16 protein-coding genes are annotated in these 16,301 nt (G+C 50.3%); 3 read left to right on the top strand and 13 right to left on the bottom strand.

Annotated elements, in window-relative coordinates; translation table 11 throughout:
- Positions 1-97 precede the first annotated feature (97 nt).
- On the top strand, positions 98-1,261 hold the full coding sequence (locus tag HOM51_01855) for a hypothetical protein (GenBank protein ID MBT5033241.1): 1,164 nt from the start codon (positions 98-100) through the stop codon (positions 1,259-1,261).
- 77 nt (positions 1,262-1,338) lie between these two features.
- Here HOM51_01855 and HOM51_01850 read toward each other — a convergent pair whose 3' ends face one another.
- From HOM51_01850 to HOM51_01805, 10 genes are all read right to left on the bottom strand, one after another.
- Positions 1,339-2,421 (bottom strand): N-acetyl sugar amidotransferase, encoded by a 1,083-nt coding sequence (locus HOM51_01850; GenBank protein MBT5033240.1) that lies wholly within the window; start codon positions 2,419-2,421, stop codon positions 1,339-1,341.
- A 49-nt stretch (positions 2,422-2,470) separates the two neighbouring features.
- On the bottom strand, positions 2,471-3,217 hold the full coding sequence (gene hisF, locus HOM51_01845; GenBank protein ID MBT5033239.1) for an imidazole glycerol phosphate synthase subunit HisF: 747 nt from the start codon (positions 3,215-3,217) through the stop codon (positions 2,471-2,473).
- A 3-nt stretch (positions 3,218-3,220) separates the two neighbouring features.
- A complete protein-coding gene (hisH, locus tag HOM51_01840; GenBank protein ID MBT5033238.1) occupies positions 3,221-3,835 on the bottom strand; it encodes an imidazole glycerol phosphate synthase subunit HisH in 615 nt (204 codons plus the stop codon).
- 18 nt (positions 3,836-3,853) lie between these two features.
- Positions 3,854-4,942 carry an NAD-dependent epimerase/dehydratase family protein gene (locus tag HOM51_01835; protein ID MBT5033237.1) on the bottom strand — a complete coding sequence of 363 codons (1,089 nt, stop codon included), beginning with the start codon at positions 4,940-4,942 and terminating at the stop codon, positions 3,854-3,856.
- Between the two features lie 123 nt (positions 4,943-5,065).
- Complete coding sequence (locus HOM51_01830; GenBank protein MBT5033236.1) at positions 5,066-6,226, bottom strand: DegT/DnrJ/EryC1/StrS family aminotransferase; 1,161 nt, start codon at positions 6,224-6,226, stop codon at positions 5,066-5,068.
- A complete protein-coding gene (locus HOM51_01825; GenBank protein MBT5033235.1) occupies positions 6,223-7,239 on the bottom strand; it encodes a Gfo/Idh/MocA family oxidoreductase in 1,017 nt (338 codons plus the stop codon). The genes HOM51_01830 and HOM51_01825 overlap by 4 nt, the downstream gene beginning before the upstream one ends.
- Positions 7,236-9,392, bottom strand: a complete 2,157-nt coding sequence (locus HOM51_01820) for a tetratricopeptide repeat protein (GenBank protein ID MBT5033234.1) — start codon at positions 9,390-9,392, stop codon at positions 7,236-7,238. The genes HOM51_01825 and HOM51_01820 overlap by 4 nt, the downstream gene beginning before the upstream one ends.
- A 1-nt stretch (position 9,393) precedes the next feature.
- The gene (locus tag HOM51_01815; protein ID MBT5033233.1) at positions 9,394-10,098 is read right to left on the bottom strand and encodes an NTP transferase domain-containing protein; all 705 of its coding nucleotides are present in this window, start codon (positions 10,096-10,098) and stop codon (positions 9,394-9,396) included.
- Complete coding sequence (asnB, locus tag HOM51_01810; GenBank protein MBT5033232.1) at positions 10,095-11,939, bottom strand: asparagine synthase (glutamine-hydrolyzing); 1,845 nt, start codon at positions 11,937-11,939, stop codon at positions 10,095-10,097. Before asnB ends, HOM51_01815 begins: the two co-directional genes overlap by 4 nt.
- A 6-nt stretch (positions 11,940-11,945) precedes the next feature.
- Entirely contained in the window at positions 11,946-12,710 is a 765-nt protein-coding gene (locus HOM51_01805; protein ID MBT5033231.1) for a polysaccharide deacetylase family protein, read from the bottom strand.
- Between the two features lie 36 nt (positions 12,711-12,746).
- Here HOM51_01805 and HOM51_01800 point away from each other — a divergent pair, with 36 nt between their 5' ends.
- A complete protein-coding gene (locus HOM51_01800; protein MBT5033230.1) occupies positions 12,747-12,881 on the top strand; it encodes a hypothetical protein in 135 nt (44 codons plus the stop codon).
- Here HOM51_01800 and HOM51_01795 read toward each other — a convergent pair.
- The gene (locus HOM51_01795) at positions 12,860-13,579 is read right to left on the bottom strand and encodes a hypothetical protein (protein MBT5033229.1); all 720 of its coding nucleotides are present in this window, start codon (positions 13,577-13,579) and stop codon (positions 12,860-12,862) included. The genes HOM51_01800 and HOM51_01795 overlap by 22 nt on opposite strands.
- Positions 13,579-14,592, bottom strand: coding sequence for a hypothetical protein (locus HOM51_01790; GenBank protein ID MBT5033228.1), 1,014 nt, complete (start codon positions 14,590-14,592; stop codon positions 13,579-13,581). The genes HOM51_01795 and HOM51_01790 overlap by 1 nt, the downstream gene beginning before the upstream one ends.
- Positions 14,593-14,783: 191 nt before the next feature.
- Between HOM51_01790 and HOM51_01785 the strand changes: the two genes are divergently transcribed.
- Positions 14,784-15,782, top strand: a complete 999-nt coding sequence (locus HOM51_01785) for a hypothetical protein (GenBank protein ID MBT5033227.1) — start codon at positions 14,784-14,786, stop codon at positions 15,780-15,782.
- Between the two features lie 16 nt (positions 15,783-15,798).
- Here the strand turns inward: HOM51_01785 and HOM51_01780 are convergent, their stop codons facing one another.
- Positions 15,799-16,251 carry a flagellum biosynthesis protein FlbT gene (locus HOM51_01780; protein MBT5033226.1) on the bottom strand — a complete coding sequence of 151 codons (453 nt, stop codon included), beginning with the start codon at positions 16,249-16,251 and terminating at the stop codon, positions 15,799-15,801.
- Positions 16,252-16,301: the final 50 nt, after the last annotated feature.

Below are 16,301 nucleotides of genomic sequence, written 5' to 3'. Positions count from 1 at the left end.
AGTATCCTATATCCGATTAATATAAACTTCACGAGCGCCCTATAAAATATTATTGCATTTTTCCGCCACGGCATAAATTCGAAGGAAGCTGATAATCATGGATCCAACAAGACAATTAGACGCCAAAGTATCCAGGGCGATAAAGTTTATCAATGTTGGAAATTTTGAAAAGGCGAGGCGCATCCATGAGGAAATAAAAACCGAAAATGTTGATTATTACGAAGGCGTACTTTTAGGGGCCATGATCCTGCTCGCCTCTCAACGGTTCTCGGAGGCCGCTTTATCTTTACAATATTGCTTCCGAACACGGCCAGAGTTTGAAACAAATGAGTTCAAAAATTGTTTTGATAAATCTTATCCGGAATTAGCGCATTATATGGAAACAGCCACCCTTCAAACTCTAGAAGAAATTAAACAGAATGAGAATGGTGCCGCAGAATTTCCTGCATCAGTTCCAATTTATAAGGTCCATCTGGGGCTCGCGTATCACATACAGGGGCGTTTCGACGAAGCACGAGAATCATATCTCGAATGCCTGGCCAATTGTCAGGAAACTAAATATTGGGTTGCCTATGTCATAAATTTATTAGCCGTTTTAGAAGAGCAAGTCGGCGATGAAAAGGCAGCCCGAAAATGGGTGGATATTGATACCTACCCCTTGGTCTACGAACCAAAAGAAACAATCGCCGGGATGAGCACGAAGGAATTCAATGAAGGATTATATGCAGAAGTCAGTGAATCACCAAAATATAAGCACTGGACCGAGGTCCAATCGAGCAACTGGTTTATTGCATCAAGATTGAACAGGGATAATCCAGGGCCGTTTGTACGTATGCTTGAAGCCGTCTTTGAAGAAAGAGCGGAAAGCGTTTTGGATAAAATTGCGGAGACTTCGCCGGCCCCCGAACATGAATGCTTCGGCCGTCGTCCGAAAAATTATCGACTGGAAATGTTTGCTGCCGGCTTAAGAGGCGGCGGCCATGCTGGACCGCATGTGCATTCTGATTGTTTTATGGTCGGAAACTATTACGTCAAAGTCCCCGAGGTCGAAGATGCAGAAAATACCGACCGGGGATGCATTGAATATGGCAAGAACTTATTTCAGTCTGCGCTCGGATTTGAAAATAAGCGCCGTACCATTCGGCCGGTTGAGGGCATGATGCTGGCTTGGCCATCTTATATGTCACACTCCACAGTTCCCTGTGATACGGATCAGGACCGTATGGTCGTGGGTTATGACATTGAGCCGGTGTTGGATTAAAGGTGAGTCACGTAAATTAGATCATGTGCTCTTAAATCGATCACGGTTCTTCGCCATTTTTGAGGCCATGGCCTTGGCTATTTCAAGGCGTGCCGCAGAACCCACTGATTTCCTGACTGTTCCCAGATTTCCGGGTCGCGGTGTTTGTCGAGGGTTTCGGTGAATTCGAGTTCGCTCAGGTTTAAATAGTCCAGGTGTTCATCGTGGAATGTGGCGGGGAACTCGGCGTCATATTTACGGGCAAGCTCTAAGCCTTCTTCACGGGTCATTTGATTGTTTTGGATCATCCGGCAGGAATCTCGCACCGCGCGACCGAAGCCAAATTTGACGAACTGCATGTGATAATAAAGATTATCGATCTTGTCGTCCAAGCTATCGAAGTCGGTAAAGGTTCCGTCAGTGCGGCCATTGGGTTCGGTGTGAAAGTCGAATTTATCTTTAATAAAGTGCCAGTTTTCCAGCATGCTCCAACGGAAAAAATAAGCAAAGTACAAGGCCTTTACGCCGACTTCTTCGACCTCGCCTAGGTCCGGATAAACGTAGGGGGCTAGGTCATGTTCTTCGATGCCGTCATCGACCCAATTGTTCGGATCATCACCAATTTGATGTTCCAGGACCTCGGCAAAATCGCGGATCTTTGTGTGTTCTTCGGATAGCGTGCGGCCGCCGTATTCGCTTTCGCCGTGTTCGGCATAAAAGATCAGCGGGATTTTATATTTTACCGCGACTTGTACGGGGACTGAATTAACCCCTGCGTTCCAATGAATTTTAGGATCACCGCGTTCGATGAAGAACCGCCGCGACAACTGTTGGGAAACTTTCTGGTTGGGTCGGATCATGAGGTGATCGAACCCAAGCTTGATCATTTCTTCGCGGTTATGAACGGCAAGATCATTTGGCATCAAAGGAGAGAACGTGACGAGCAGGGGGTTGAGGCCAAATTCAAATTTAATTTTGTAGGCGATGGCGCTGGAGTCTTTGCCCCCCGACCACGGCACGACGCAATCATAGGGTCCGTCCTTGGCGCGGAATTGATCCACAAGGTCCAAAAATTCCTGCCGTCGCGCATCCCAGTCGATATGGTTTTTCTTCTCTGCCGTATGACACGCGTTGCAGACGCCTTCGTCATCAAATTCGATGCGCGGCCGGGTATCAGGCATCAGGCAGGTTTTACAATATCGAACCATGGAGCGAACTTTCTGTATTTTGTTATTGGCGTACTTCTATACCATTTTTGGTCAAGAAATTCTTAGCACTGGTAATGCTGCTTTCCGTAAAGTGATAAATGTTCTGGGTGCAGACGGCAGACAAGCCACCTTTCTCAAACCCCTCAAGAAAATGTTTCCAGTTTCCAGCGCCGGCAAGCCCTAAGACTGGAATGCTCACACTGTCTGATACTGCTTTGCAGAGGTCAATGTCGTAGCCTTGTAGAGAGCCGTCGCGGTCTATGGATGTGATCAGTATTTCACCAGCACCCAGGTCCTCTGCTTCTTGCGCCCAATCTGCAGGTGACTTGGATGTCGCCGCGCGTCCGCAATTTGAAAAGACTTCGTAGTCGCCGTCTTCATTCTTTTTTGCGTCAATGGAAACAACTGCGCATTGTGCACCATAGGCACGAGAAATTTCTTTGATGAGTTCCGGGCGTTCAAGGGCGCCGGTGTTGACCATGACCTTGTCTGCGCCAACCTTCATCAGTTCGGCAACGTCATCCAAGTTTCGAACCCCGCCGCCAATACAAATCGGCACGAAGCAATCGTGCGCAAAGGTGCGGACCACGTCCAAAAATTTATCCCGGTCGCCTTCACCATCGCGGGTGATGTCCAAAATGACGATCTCATCCACTGACCAGCTGTCGACAAAATTATGGGTGTAGCGGTAATCCGGGTCGAACAACTTGGTCCGGAACAGGGTGCCATTGTTGAAGGTGAGGACGGTGATCAGGCGTTTGTGCAACATGGCTCAGCCCTTCTCAAGAAAGTTTTTGAGAAGCGTCAGGCCGTGCAGCTGACTTTTTTCCGGGTGGAATTGGGTCGCGTAGATGTTGCCTGCCTGGATCACGCTGATAAACCGTGCGCCATAATCACATTCGCCGACGACCAAGTCACTTGCCGTGGTTTCCATACGGTGGGAATGCACGTAATAGAACAACCCATCATTTGGCACATCATCAAAAAGTACGCTCGTTCCCACTTGATGGACTTCGTTCCAGCCGACGTGGGGGATGCGAAGGGTGTCGTCGCCGGGGGCGAGCCTTGTAACCTCTGCATCAATCCAACCCAGCCCTTCGTGGCTGCCGAATTCATCGCTTGATTGGGCGATCAGCTGAAAGCCAAGGCAGATGCCGAGGATCGGTTTTTTGTTGGTGACGACAAGTTCACCCAAAGGTTCGACTAAACCGCGAGATTTTAAGTTGGCCATTCCGTCCCCAAACGCACCAACGCCCGGTAGGATAAGCTTATCCATCCGGGCGAGGTCGCTTGGATCACTTGTGATAACGGGCTCGAACCCAACCTTTTCGACGGCACCGGCTACCGAGGTTAGATTTCCAAGGCCGTAATCAATAATGCCGATCATGATGAACTGCGGGCAGGCTTAAGCGTGGTTCATTCCCATGCGAGCGCCGGTCCGTTCCCACTGATCAACGTACCATTCGCAGTACTGTTTATAGCCTTTTTCAAGGTTCCATTGGGGCTTGAAGTTCAGCATATCCTGCGCCCGATCAGTGAGCAGTGTGCCACGGATTGGCTTGGCCTTGTCGCGGGGACGTTCTTCCAAAATTGCTGTGGGAACAACCGACTTAACGATGGCCGCCAGATCCGCGATGGTGCGGGCGTTGCCGAAGGTGATGTTGAAGGTATTCCGCCCATCCGGCTTTTCGTGCGCTGCCATGGAACGGGTAATGCCATCAACAAGGTCATCGATGTAAGTAAAGTCGAGTTTACCGTCGCCGCCGCCTTCAAGAAGCAGAGGCTTGCCCATCAGCGCGTTCTCGATAAAGGCTTGGCTAACCCGGCGGCTGATGCAGCGTTCACCGTACAGAGCACTTGGGCGGATGACGGTGGCGCCGAGGCCATACAGTTCATTATAGGTCCGGATCAGGCGTTCGCCCATGTACTTGGCGCTGGCGTAAATGCCGTAAGGCCGGGGACGGACGTTTTCATCCACTTCCGAGCCTTTGAAGTTACCGTAGACGGTGCTGGAACTCATGAAGACAAGCTGGTTCACATCATTCCGTGTGAGCCGACAATATTCTAAGACGTTTCGAAGCGTAAGTAGTTGCAGATCAAAGCACTGACCGGGGTCTTTGTTGGCTTCGACGGCGCTGGAAATTGCCGCGAGGTGAACGATCTTGGTGGGCTCAAACTCAGACAGAGCGGCCGTCACGTCGATTGTCGAACGGGCATCGGCGTTTCGCATCACGACACCGGCGTCGCGCATGCGCTCAAACCGTTGTGCCAGAAATCCGTGGTTCAGTTCGCGCCTAAATCCATCTAAATCTGTATCAGTGATGTTTGCGGTCATGTTGTTTTGCATCAGGTTATCCATAACCATGACTTCCGCACCATATTGGCGCAGGTGAGTAGCTAGGTTATGGCCGATGAAGCCGGCACCACCGACGAGCGCAATGCGCTCAGCAGATAAATTATCTTTAATATATTTATGATCCACGATAACGGACATCTCTTTCTCCTCGTTCTGAGTACACCTTACACCGTCTAATTCTCGACGGGAAACTTTGACAATAGCGTTTTGCTATCTTTGGTCTGTACCATTCTTAAGACAAAATTTCAATTGGCACCATACTCAGGATTCAGTTAACGAGGTTTTAACATCTGCAAAAATAGCGCCGATGTACGCCATATCTTCTTCGTTTAGGTGCGGGCCGACGGGTAAAGCGATGCCGTGGTCGCTGATGGCGGCGGCATTTGGGAAATCTTTCGCATTGTAGCCATACTTTTCTTGGTAGTACGCAAGCCGGGGCACGGGATGTGGGTAGTAAATGCTATACCCAAGTTGGCGCTTTTTAAATTCAGAGACAATTTCATTGCGGTTTTCGGCAGCTTTGCCGGTCAAAACTGCAATAAGACAATAATGGCTGTTATCAGATTTTGAGTCTGTGGAATCGAGAACCAGCACGTCCTCAATGTTTCCAAGTGCCGCCTTAAGCGCGTTAAAATTTGCCGACCGCTTGCTGAGAATATCAGGAATTTTCTTGATTTGGCTCCGACCAAGGGCAGCTTGCAATTCACTCATCCGATAATTCATACCAACATTGCTGACATCGTAAATGCCCAGGGCCGTGCGCTCTTTAAGAGATTTGTCGTAGCTAAAGGCGCGGAAGTTGGCGACTTTTTTTACCACATCGTCGTATTGGGAAACGAACATGCCCCCTTCGCCGCTGGTGATGTGTTTGACGGGATAAAACGAATAACAGCCTGCTTCACCGAACAGGCCTACGTGGCGGCCATCGTATCGCGCGCCGACGGCCAGGGCGCAGTCCTCAATCACTTTCAAATCATGTTTATCAGCGATGGCCATCACATCCGGCATGGCCATGGGAATGCCGACGAAGTGAACAATGCCAATGGCTTTGGTCTTATCGGTGATGGCTTCTTCGATCTTGTTGATGTTCATATTTCCGGTCTCAAGGTCGCAATCCACAAACACCGGGGTCGCCCCTGTCAGTTCGACCGCATGAACCGTCGCGACGTGGGTTTGCGCCGGGACAATGACTTCATCGCCGGGCCCGACGCCCAAGTGAAGATAACAAAGATGTAGTGCTGCCATGCACGACGACGTGCTGGTCGCATGGCCTGCACCCATCATTTCAGCGAATTCAGTCTCAAACCCAGCACAGTTGGGGCCGTGAGTAAGGATATGGCCGTTTAAGACCTCCATCACCGCCGCGCGGTCTTCGTCGGTGATCCAGGGGCGTCCAAAGGGGATATCTCGAGCACTCGTCATAGGTAGTCTATCTCCACAGATTTCTTGGCGGCGAGGGCCATATCGGCCGCCCCGCAAATACTAATCAAATCAAATTCTCGGTGCGCGGCGGGGGCTGGATCGGTGCCAGCTAAGATGGCGTCGATAAAGCCTGGAATGAGTGCACCTTTGTGGTTGGGTAAGGTCTCCACGTCCAAAATCTCTGCCCGCGCGTCTTCATCCCGTGTTCGGTGAATTCTGGGGCCCATGTCGTCATAGATAAAGGTCGCTTCGGTGCCGAACACGCGGAGCACGTGATGGTGGCGATGAACACTGCCAAAGTTTGCGGTAATGCGTCCAATAAGACCTGAGGGAAATTCAAATGTCGATGCCATGAAGTCGTTGTAGTCGAACGAGGTCTCCCGCGTGCTGATATTGTTCCCGACGGTGGTCACGGCTTCCGGGCGTTCGCTTGCCAGCCAGACCATCAGATCAATCATATGAATGCCACCGCCTTCCATGACGGAGTAGTCAGGCACATTTTCGCGCCAGCCTTCGGTGATCTTATGCAGGCGACCATACAGGTAATCCCCATCGATGGCGTAGATCGACCCAAGTTCACCGCGCTCTATCATTTCTTTGAGTTGCCTGTAGACGGGAGCTTCGCGCAAAACCAAGTTCGATTGCAGGTGGGGATGGCCGTTGGATTGCCAGGATTTTTCGAGCGTCGCCAATTCTTCTAGGGTCCGGCACAATGGCTTTTCAACGAACACGTGCTTGCCCGCGTTGAACGCGGCAATGACCTCGTCAAAATGCATATGGTCGAAGGTCGCGAGGGAGACGATAGATACATCCGTGTCAGACAAAATTTGCTCGAAACTATTTGCAACGTCCCCTTGTCCGACACGCGCCGAGACCTCATCCGCATGCTCTCGAGACATATCGTAAAGCCACTTTACGCGACAGGTCTCAAGTTCGGCATACATATGGGCGTGCTGTTCACCAACACCAAGACCAACGACGGCCGTGAGAATGGGGGACTTTTCTAGGGTCAATTAGCGGGTGCCTTTCTCACGAAGAAGTTATACATCGCGGCGAAGGTGTTGGGGTTTTTGTCCTCAAAGGCTTCCCAGTTATCAAGAGATAAACAACTGGGGTCATCGGGATAGGCCTCTTTGTACGCTGCTATTTCGGTATTTTGGCCAGCAAAATGAAATCCGCAAAATTCTAAATTTAAGTTAGCCAGGGCTGTCCTTATCCGCGAAATTGTAAACCTGTGTTCCTGAACGTGAAACAACAGGTCCCTGCAGTCTGACGCCGTGAAGAAATCAAGGTAGGAAACAACCGATTTTACGGGGTGGTCGTCGGGCATCTCAAACACCAATTTTCTAAATTCTCTGATCCCTTCGATCGTCGAGGGAATGCCGCGTTCTGCGATGAATGACCGGGCTGCCACCACCACATTTTGGCGCGCCAGTTCACTATAGAGACCTACCTTCATATAGCCTGATGGCGAAAGAAGCCCGGTGAGAACTTTCCAGCCCGCTTCAGGATTCTCCATATGATGCAGGACACCGCTGCATTCGATCATATCGAATTCAGTCTGTAACTCCCCCAAACTCAATATATCCCCATGCTTGAATTCAATGTTCTTTACCTCGTATTCACGGGCTTTTCGCCATCCATACGCAATGCTTGCCTGACTTAAGTCGACGGCTAAAACATGACATTTTTCGATGGTTTGTGCCACGGCTATGGGGTGGCGCCCAGTTCCACATCCTGCAACTAAGATGCGGGGGGATGATGGAAATTCGTCGCCTTCCTCTCCGACATTAAACATGTTCTTGAGGTAATGTTTCAGGCTAACGACAACGGATTTTTCAAAATTGCGCCAGCGGGGAAACGGATTTTCTTCATATTGTGCGCGGACTTTCTGCGAAACCTGATCTGAAATCTCAGAGATGCTGGGGATTTCAATAATTATCTCTCGCTCAGAAAGCGGTTCGAGAATTTGGTGCTGAATTAAACCGGACACGTCAGGATGGAGGAGAGCGTGATCTTTAGCGACGTTTTTACTGAAACCCGGCAATTTAAACAGCGCCTTGTAGGATGCATAAATGGCAATTTCTTCGGGTTGAAGTTTGTCGCCGTCCGCCAGAGTTGATGTCATGTGTTGCTCTAAGCGGATAAGTGCATTGGCCTCTTCATCTGAAATGAGGAAGACATATTCATTGTAAAAGCACTGGTCTGCAATTGCGGATAATAAATCAATGTTTATCGGGGGGCCGTTCGAACTTAAAAGAATCGCCCGTCGGACGTTCGTTAACACGCGTTCAAAACCAACTTCTATCAATCGCGCCCGGGCGACATAAGATTGTATGATGGGTTGGCTGAGTGCGTTTAGAGTTTCGTCGGATAGCCATTCCTCAATGGCAAAGGTATCAATCGACGCCGTTGCCTTGGCGATCAATTTCCTTACTTCCGGATCGTTTAGGATAAACTTACAAGCTAGGGCCGTGATCGGCGCGAGGCTAAGGTCATGCGATGTAATGATGGAGGCCACGTCACCCTTCATCTCATCATCAAGTTCGATGTCGGGGAGCATGTTGTACAGATGTATCAGATACCCCCAGTAATTTTGCTCATCAGGCGCGTATCTTATGGCTTGGCGCACGGACTGGATCGCATCAATTATACGGTCCTGACGCATAAAGATTGAGCCAAGATTATAGTGTGCCGTTGCGTGATCTGGCTTTAGTCCTATCAAGCTCTGGAGACTGCCTTGGGCAGACTCGTAATCACCCATGCTCATCTCGGCTATTGCTAGGTTATTGTAGGCCTCAATATAGTCCGGTCTAATTTGAAGCGCCGAATTATAACTTTTGATGGCGTTTTCAATCCGGCCATTCGTCATTTGAGCGCCGGCCAGCAGGTAATGAGCATCGGCGTCCCGGGGAGCAAACTTAACGGCGGCGTTTAGATAGTCCTCTGCCTGGATAGGATCACCGACTTTAGCTTCCAGATCTCCAGCAAGTTTAAATATATTTGGGTTATGCTTGTCGACCGTGAGGATTTTGCGGCATCCCTGAAGGCATTCTACAAGACGCCCAGCCTTATAATGCGCAATGGTTTCTTCGAGTGTCTTCACAAGGTTGATCGAACTACCCTGCGGGGTCTTTTTTTTCTTCCGTAATTTTGAGCGCCCCATGCTAAGCCGTCTCCAAATTTTTTAGGAACTCATCACCCAGGCCCTCAATTTCCGTCAATCCAAAGAGAGGGTTCTTTGGATACAGCACATCGAAGATCTTTTTTAGTTTCTCATAATCTTCCGGTGTGTCCAAAAGTAGTTTTATATCGTTGCGCGAAGGCGACCTGTTCAGGCGCAGGCACGAAAAGCGCTTCGGGTAACGGGTTAGAAACGGAATGATGGCTTCTCGGTCAAACGGGTCGGTTGCGCCGGCATCGACCGTCCTGATTGTGGCTGCCGAGAGAACATGCACCTCAAAGCCTTCCGGGTAACCACTATCATTGGGGATTTCAGCATAAGCGACATTTTCATTGTGGAACGCGGCGATAAGGGCGGCAGTGCTGGTCGGGTTAACCGCGGGGCAATCTGCCCAGGCACGGACAACGGTATCGGCCCCAGTTTCTTCTACCGCATTCGCGAAGCGGCGGATCAGGTCTTCATCAGGCCCGCTAGAAACGGTCAGCCCGTCAACGGTTGCTGCGAAGTCGAGCAGGGGCTGTTGCGCGTCGCCATCTGGGATGGAAAGGCAAATTTCGTCAATTGCCTCAACCGCGCGCAATCGATCAATAATATGGGTGAGCACGGGTTTTCCTGCGAGATTCATTAAGACCTTGCCCGGCAATCGGGTCGATGTATAGCGCGCTTGAATGACGGCAACGGTTTTCATGCGGACGAACTCTCAAGAAACAATTTTGCCGATATGAAGCTGAAGAGAAATTTGCTGAAACTGTTGCTCTCCATTGATCCGTCTAAGAACCTCTCAATCGCTGATCGGTCTACGATATCGAAGATTGGGCTGTCGCTCAGCAGGCGGTCTCGGGTCTCTGCGTCATTGCGATCAACCAGGGAATCGATGGAGGCGTTAAAGCCGTGCTTGCGTTTGTATTGGCGAATGGCGTCTGGCAATACGTCCTTCCCGGCTTCGCGCAACAACCACTTGGCGTAGCCATCCTGGATCAGGTGATCATTGGGGACCGTGTACATAAATTCGGCCAAATCCCGATCTAGATAAGGTGAGCGATTTTCCACTGACCAGGCCATGGAATTGGCGTCGTCTTCGTTCAGGATAAACGGCACGGATTCATGAAACAGTTCGTTCATCATGCGGTTGCGCAGCAGGTCGTCGCAGTAGGTCTCTTCTGACCAGTCTTCATGCCAGTTTTCATATTGATCACGGCTTAGAAACGATTCGAACAGGCCTGTATCCAAGAGAATGTGGTCGCGTTGGTCGGGATTTTTCAGAAAGGCAAGCGGGTCCTGGAGTTTCGGATTGTTAACGACCGCGCCGTAGCTGTTCTTCCAGTCATCCACCAATTGCTCGAAATCAGCATCCGTATTTGCCTTCATATACGCTAACCACATGGAATAGTGATCATAGTAACCCGTGAACAGTTCATCCGCCGCCGTCCCCGAAACGGCAATTTTATAGCCTTGGTCATGAATGGCTTCGGAGAGGAACGAATGAACGTAATAGCTGATGGTTCCTACCGGCGAGTCATGATCGTTTACCAAGCGTTCCATCCGTTCAAAGAAGCCATCGGTGGAGGTGTGAAGCTCGAAGTGCTCGCACCCCATGTGATCGACCATAGTTCGGATGTTGTCCCGTTCGTCGTAGCGCTCGTCACTGTCGATTACGGAGAAGCAATGGATATCGTGGTTGAAATGTTTGGCCGCGATTCCCGCAAGCGTGCACGAATCAATTCCGCCACTAAGGCAGAAGGCGAGGGGGACATCCGCCCGAAGGCGAAGTTCAACTGATTTAAATAATCGCTCTCTGGCACCTTCAATCGCGTCGTCCATTGTCATTAATTCTGGAGCGTAGGTGAGTTGCCAATAACGCTGGGGGTCGGGCATATTTGGGCCGCTGAGTTCGGCATAATGTGCCGCAGGAAATTCATCGATATTTTCGAAAAAACCCGGTGCATTTTTTTTGAATAAAAATTTATAGCCGTTGACCAGGTAGCGCGTTACTTGGTCCTGGTTGATTTTTGGCGTGAGTCCACTCAGTGCGGCTAAGGCTTTGATTCCTGAAGCGAAATAAAGAGTGCCCGCAACTGCCCATGTATATAGAGGCTTCTCACCAAAGCGGTCGCGGCTAAGCATAACCGTGCCTTTTTGGGTGTCCAGGATCGCCAATGCCCACATGCCTTCGAACCGCTCAAAGCAGGCTGAGCCCCATTCTTGGTAAGATTTAAGGACAACTTCGGTATCAGAATTTGTACTGAATTTATGGCCGAGAATTTCGAGCTCTGAACGGATTTCGAGGTAATTATAAACCTCTCCATTGTAAACAAGGACTAAGTTTTCGCGCTCAAAAGGCTGATTGGCGCGGGGGTCGAGGTCGATAATGGAAAGTCGAGTGTGGATCAGGCAGACTTGATTGCCGCCGACCTCAGCGGTGTAGTAACCATTGGCATCCGGCCCGCGATTGTCGAGTGCCGCAAGGGTCGCATTTATTTGATCGCGACCGGGAAGGGTGGGGCCAATGCTGCCCGCTATTCCACACATGGGCTTCTACACCACCGGGACGCGTTTGAGGTTGAAGAGGTCGACATCAGGCGTGTTGACGCCATCGATTGCGGTCGGGCAACACACCACGCCGCGCGCCTTGAGAGCGGCTATGACGGTATCGGAATAACAGTGCGCCAATCCTTCGGGGTAGGAATAATGGGTGTTCCCCACACCGGCGTTATCGCGCAGCAGGGTCAGGCTGGTATCCAGTTCATCCGCCAACTCATTCTCATCCAGGAATGATAAAATGGCATGGGTATGTGTGTGCCCACCGACGATGAACAAAGAATCATTTCCCAATTCCCGCACTTGTTCCCAAGTCAATTTTAGGTCTAGAGGATCGAGGGTCGACCATGTTTCGGACAAGCCGCATTGCAGCTGAATATCGGTTGCTAATATATCCGGATCAATTGAGGCATCGCTTTTTACGTGGCTCCGAATGTCATCAAGAAGGGCGCGTTTGTCCTCAACGTCGCCCGCATTTACGCTTTCTGAATTCCACGGAAGCGTGAGCCCGACTTTCGGCGTTTCTTCGATTGCCCATTCGATACGATCGATCCAAGACATCCGATTGTTCTCAACAAAATCTGTTGTGATATAAACCGTTGCCGGAACGTTAAAATCTGCAAGCACAGGGGCGGCGACGGTTAGGTTGTTGGCAAACCCGTCATCAAAGGTCACGACAAACGACTTCGGCGGATAGGGTTCACCTGCGTTATGAAATCTTACCACATCATCAAGGGATAGCGCGGTGCCTTCATCTGTCATGTCTTTTAGAATGTCGGCGAAGGCATCTTTTTCTAAATGCTTGCGGTTATAGTTTCGAAGCGGATGGGAATCATGCTCGACAACGCCGTGGAACAGCAGAATGGCGAGGGTATCGTCGCTCAGGCGGTCGCTGTATCTCATGCCGTATTTCATGGTAGGCGACTCGTATAAAATTCAAACCGTCTGACGCAGAGGTCTTTCAGTACCTCCGGCATAAACGAATACATCCGTCCTTTTTCTGTCTGGGGGGCGGACGCGAACTTTCCCGTCTCCTGATAGATTCTGAGGGCATTTTTTGTCAGTTCAACGCAGACTTCTGTATTGGCGCGCCGAAGTTCGTGCAACTTCATGCCGGGGGACACGGGGATGTTCATTTTCTCAATGACATCGCCATTGTCCAGCGCCGGATCAACATGATGAAGCGTCGTGATAAGATCCTCGAAAGCACCGTGGTAGATGGCCCAGAGATGCGTATCCAATCCTCTGTATCCTTCTGGATCGCCACCGTGCAGGTTGATCATTCCATCAGGACACGTGGCGATGACCGTCGGGCGCAACAGGCCGGTGCCAAACACCACGACCACGTCAGGCGATAGGGTCTTCAGACATTCAACGGCTTCAGGGTCATTCATTGAGGCAAAGGGTCGCATTTCGGACCCGCTTGCTTCCGCCAACGACGGATTGCCGCCGGAAAACCAAGTCTTCTGCTCGTAAATATCTCGCTCGGTTTCAAAGGGATGCTCGACTTCGAACGGTGCGGTAAGAGGAGTGATCTCATTTAGGATGAGTTCGGTCGGAAACTCCCGCGCTATTTCACGCACGAAGTAGGCGTGGTGCGGGGTTTGTGTGGTCAGAATTATGAGGCGCATTACGCCAAATCTTCAGACAAAATCATTTCGCCGGGCTTAATCGCGCGGGTTAGCTCTTTGCCCAACACGCGATCTTCTTCTCCGGGCGGAATGCCGCCGCCGGGGCGTACCCAGGTGATGTCCGTATCTAGAATCTTATGGCCCGCAGCCAAGTTATGGGCGGCGACGATGGAACGTCGGATGGCGGCTTCTATGGGCTGTTCGCAGTCTTCCATGCCGATCGCACCGGAGCCTAAGAATACCTCTGTATCCTTAATCCGCTTGACCATTTCCTTCAGGGTTTCGGGGTTGGCAGAGACTTGGTGGTCGCGGAAGTCTGAATAATTGTTGTCGATGGTGAAGTGTTTTTCGACAATGCGCGCGCCTAAGGCCACTGCCAGGACAGGAGCGTCCACGCCTAACGTATGGTCAGAATAACCGATGGTGACATTGTTTAAGGCGGCGGCCAGGATGGGAATCGCGGCCAGGTTCGCTTCCTTCGGTGGCACCGGATAACTCGCGACACAGTGCAGGATCGCCAAGTCTGCTGTGCATCCATTTGCATCCCAAGTGTCTTGAATAAGCTTGGCAGCGTTTTGAACTTGCGCGGTATCGGCAAGCCCTGTCGACACGATCATCGGCTTGTTGGTTTCAGCGACGGTCTTGATCAGCGGGCCGAACGTGTTGTCGCCTGAGGCGATTTTGATGCCATCGGCAAGGCCGCCTAAGAATCGCGCGCTCTCAAGATCGAAGGGAGTCGAGATGAACATCTGCCCGGCTTTTCTGGCATGATCAGCCAGTTGCTCGAACTGTTCAAAGCTCAGCTGGAATCCCTTAAGTTTTGCGATTCTGTCTGAGTCTAGTTGGCTCGAATAGTGCTCCGGAATAAAAGTCTGAAACTTTACGGCCTGGACTCCGGCTTCCGCCGCTTCGTCAATCAACCGACGGGCGAGATCGAAATCACCTTCATGATTATTACCGATCTCGGCGATAATCAGGACTTCAGCATTCGTGTTAAAACTGCCGAGTTTCACCTTATTCTCCTGTGCGCATAAATAGGATAAAGAGTATATTGGCCTAAGCCTAAAGATAACGCAGAATTAATTACCGCCGCGTTAACCGAGAAGTCACAGAGAAGAGTTGGTTCAAGTGTATGCATGAAATGCAATTATTGCTTCAATCCGTCAATCGCGCGCTTGAACTTATGTGGGCAGGCGATTTTTTTATGGCTGAGAGTATTTTTAAGCAATTTGAGAGGCGCCGACCCGCATTCCCGGAGGGACTTTATGAATATGCAAGTTTTAAACTTCTGAAGGGGGATTACGAAGAAGCGTGGCCCCTGTTCCAGCGCAGGCTTGAAATGCAGGCGTACCTTGCAAAGAAAGTAACGCAATTTCCGATACCCTATTGGGATGGGAGTCCGGCTAAAGAATCGACACTTCTAATTCATAGAGACCAAGGGTTTGGAGACGTGTTCATGTCAGCACGTTATTTTCCGTTGGCGTTAGAACGTGTTGGAAAAGTAATGTTCGCGGCCCCCGTGGGAGGACGTCGGTTGTTTCAGGCGGCTTTCCCAGAGTTGATCATAATTGAGGATGGCGAGCCTATTCCCTTGGATGTCATCGATTTTCATCTTCACTCATTGAGTTTGCCAGCAGTTTTCAATACGACCCTTGATTCCATTCCAGATAGCAATGTTTTCTCTGCCGATCCGGCCTTAAAAAAGAAATGGCAAACTCGATTGCAGGGGAAATTTAAGGTCGGGATATGTTGGCAAGGTAATCCGGATCAAATCCGTGATGCCGAACGTTCAATACCTCTAAAGGAGATGGCACCTCTGATGGGTGTTGAGGGCGCGCAATTTTATGGGCTTCAGGTTGGCGCGGGAGAGGATCAGGTTGCGGATGTCGATGGCAACTGGCCATTTGAACACTTGGGGCCGGAACTCAATGGTAAAGACATATTCGTTGATGTCGTGGCGGCTATGGCCTGCATGGACTTGGTTATAACCGTTGATACTGCGATTGCACACTTGGCGGGCTCTATGGGAATTCCGGTGTGGGTAATGGTCGTGAAAGTCCCTTATTGGCCGTATATGCTGGAAGGGGAGAAGACGCCTTGGTATCCGTCAGCCCGACTTTTTCGGTCAACGCAAAGGTTTGAGTGGGATGAAACGATCAAAACTGTGGCGGAAGAATTGGGAAAATTAGTCCCGTCAGGCTAGCAATTTATCTATCTTCCTATCTATTTCCGATATCGTCGCCAGCCTCTGGCAGGTATTCCCCGGTTTCTTCTTCGGCGGTATGGCGCATATCCTCGACAATCTTGGCTTCATGGCGGACCAAATCCTGAGCCCCTTTTAGTGCCTTATATAGTTTGCCCTCATCCAGGGCCGCCTTTATATCGACGCCAATTTCAGCCGAACTGGGCAGGGCTTGGGTATAGTCGTTCAAGAGCGGCAGGAATAAATCTAAGTATTTCTCCTTTTCCTGAGGGAACATATAGGCGCATTGAAGCGCAAAGTAGGCTCTAGATGCCGGTGTTGCCGAATCGTCGGCCGATAAAATCTCTTTCTCACGTAAAATCGACGATTCATTGTGAACCAAGAGTTTTGTATTTGGGCCGATGTTCTCAATCACCGCCCCATTGATGACCAAGCGAATACCGGTTTTTAAGTCTAATTTAAGTGGCACGACTGATTACCTGCTGATTTTATAGAATATTTCACTAAATAGATGTATAA

Source organism: Rhodospirillaceae bacterium (assembly GCA_018660465.1).
GTDB lineage: Bacteria > Pseudomonadota > Alphaproteobacteria > Rhodospirillales > JABJKH01 > JABJKH01.
The sequence above is the reverse complement of the archived record's forward strand: the minus strand, read 5'-3'. Positions and strand labels throughout refer to the sequence as shown.

Bases quoted from the DNA above. Each gene is read 5' to 3' on its own strand.
- HOM51_01805 (MBT5033231.1), bottom strand. From the start codon at position 12,710: ATGACAGATGAAGGCACCGCGCTATCCCTTGATGATGTGGTAAGATTT.
- HOM51_01850 (MBT5033240.1), bottom strand. From the start codon at position 2,421: ATGCCTGATACCCGGCCGCGCATCGAATTTGATGACGAAGGCGTCTGC.
- HOM51_01830 (MBT5033236.1), bottom strand. From the start codon at position 6,226: ATGACGAGTGCTCGAGATATCCCCTTTGGACGCCCCTGGATCACCGAC.
- HOM51_01795 (MBT5033229.1), bottom strand. From the start codon at position 13,579: ATGCGCCTCATAATTCTGACCACACAAACCCCGCACCACGCCTACTTC.
- HOM51_01820 (MBT5033234.1), bottom strand. From the start codon at position 9,392: ATGGGGCGCTCAAAATTACGGAAGAAAAAAAAGACCCCGCAGGGTAGT.
- HOM51_01800 (MBT5033230.1), top strand. From the start codon at position 12,747: ATGCTTGCGGTTATAGTTTCGAAGCGGATGGGAATCATGCTCGACAAC.
- hisF (MBT5033239.1), bottom strand. From the start codon at position 3,217: ATGTTGCACAAACGCCTGATCACCGTCCTCACCTTCAACAATGGCACC.
- asnB (MBT5033232.1), bottom strand. From the start codon at position 11,939: ATGTGTGGAATAGCGGGCAGCATTGGCCCCACCCTTCCCGGTCGCGAT.
- HOM51_01815 (MBT5033233.1), bottom strand. From the start codon at position 10,098: ATGAAAACCGTTGCCGTCATTCAAGCGCGCTATACATCGACCCGATTG.
- HOM51_01835 (MBT5033237.1), bottom strand. From the start codon at position 4,942: ATGTCCGTTATCGTGGATCATAAATATATTAAAGATAATTTATCTGCT.
- HOM51_01785 (MBT5033227.1), top strand. From the start codon at position 14,784: ATGGCTGAGAGTATTTTTAAGCAATTTGAGAGGCGCCGACCCGCATTC.
- hisH (MBT5033238.1), bottom strand. From the start codon at position 3,835: ATGATCGGCATTATTGATTACGGCCTTGGAAATCTAACCTCGGTAGCC.
- HOM51_01855 (MBT5033241.1), top strand. From the start codon at position 98: ATGGATCCAACAAGACAATTAGACGCCAAAGTATCCAGGGCGATAAAG.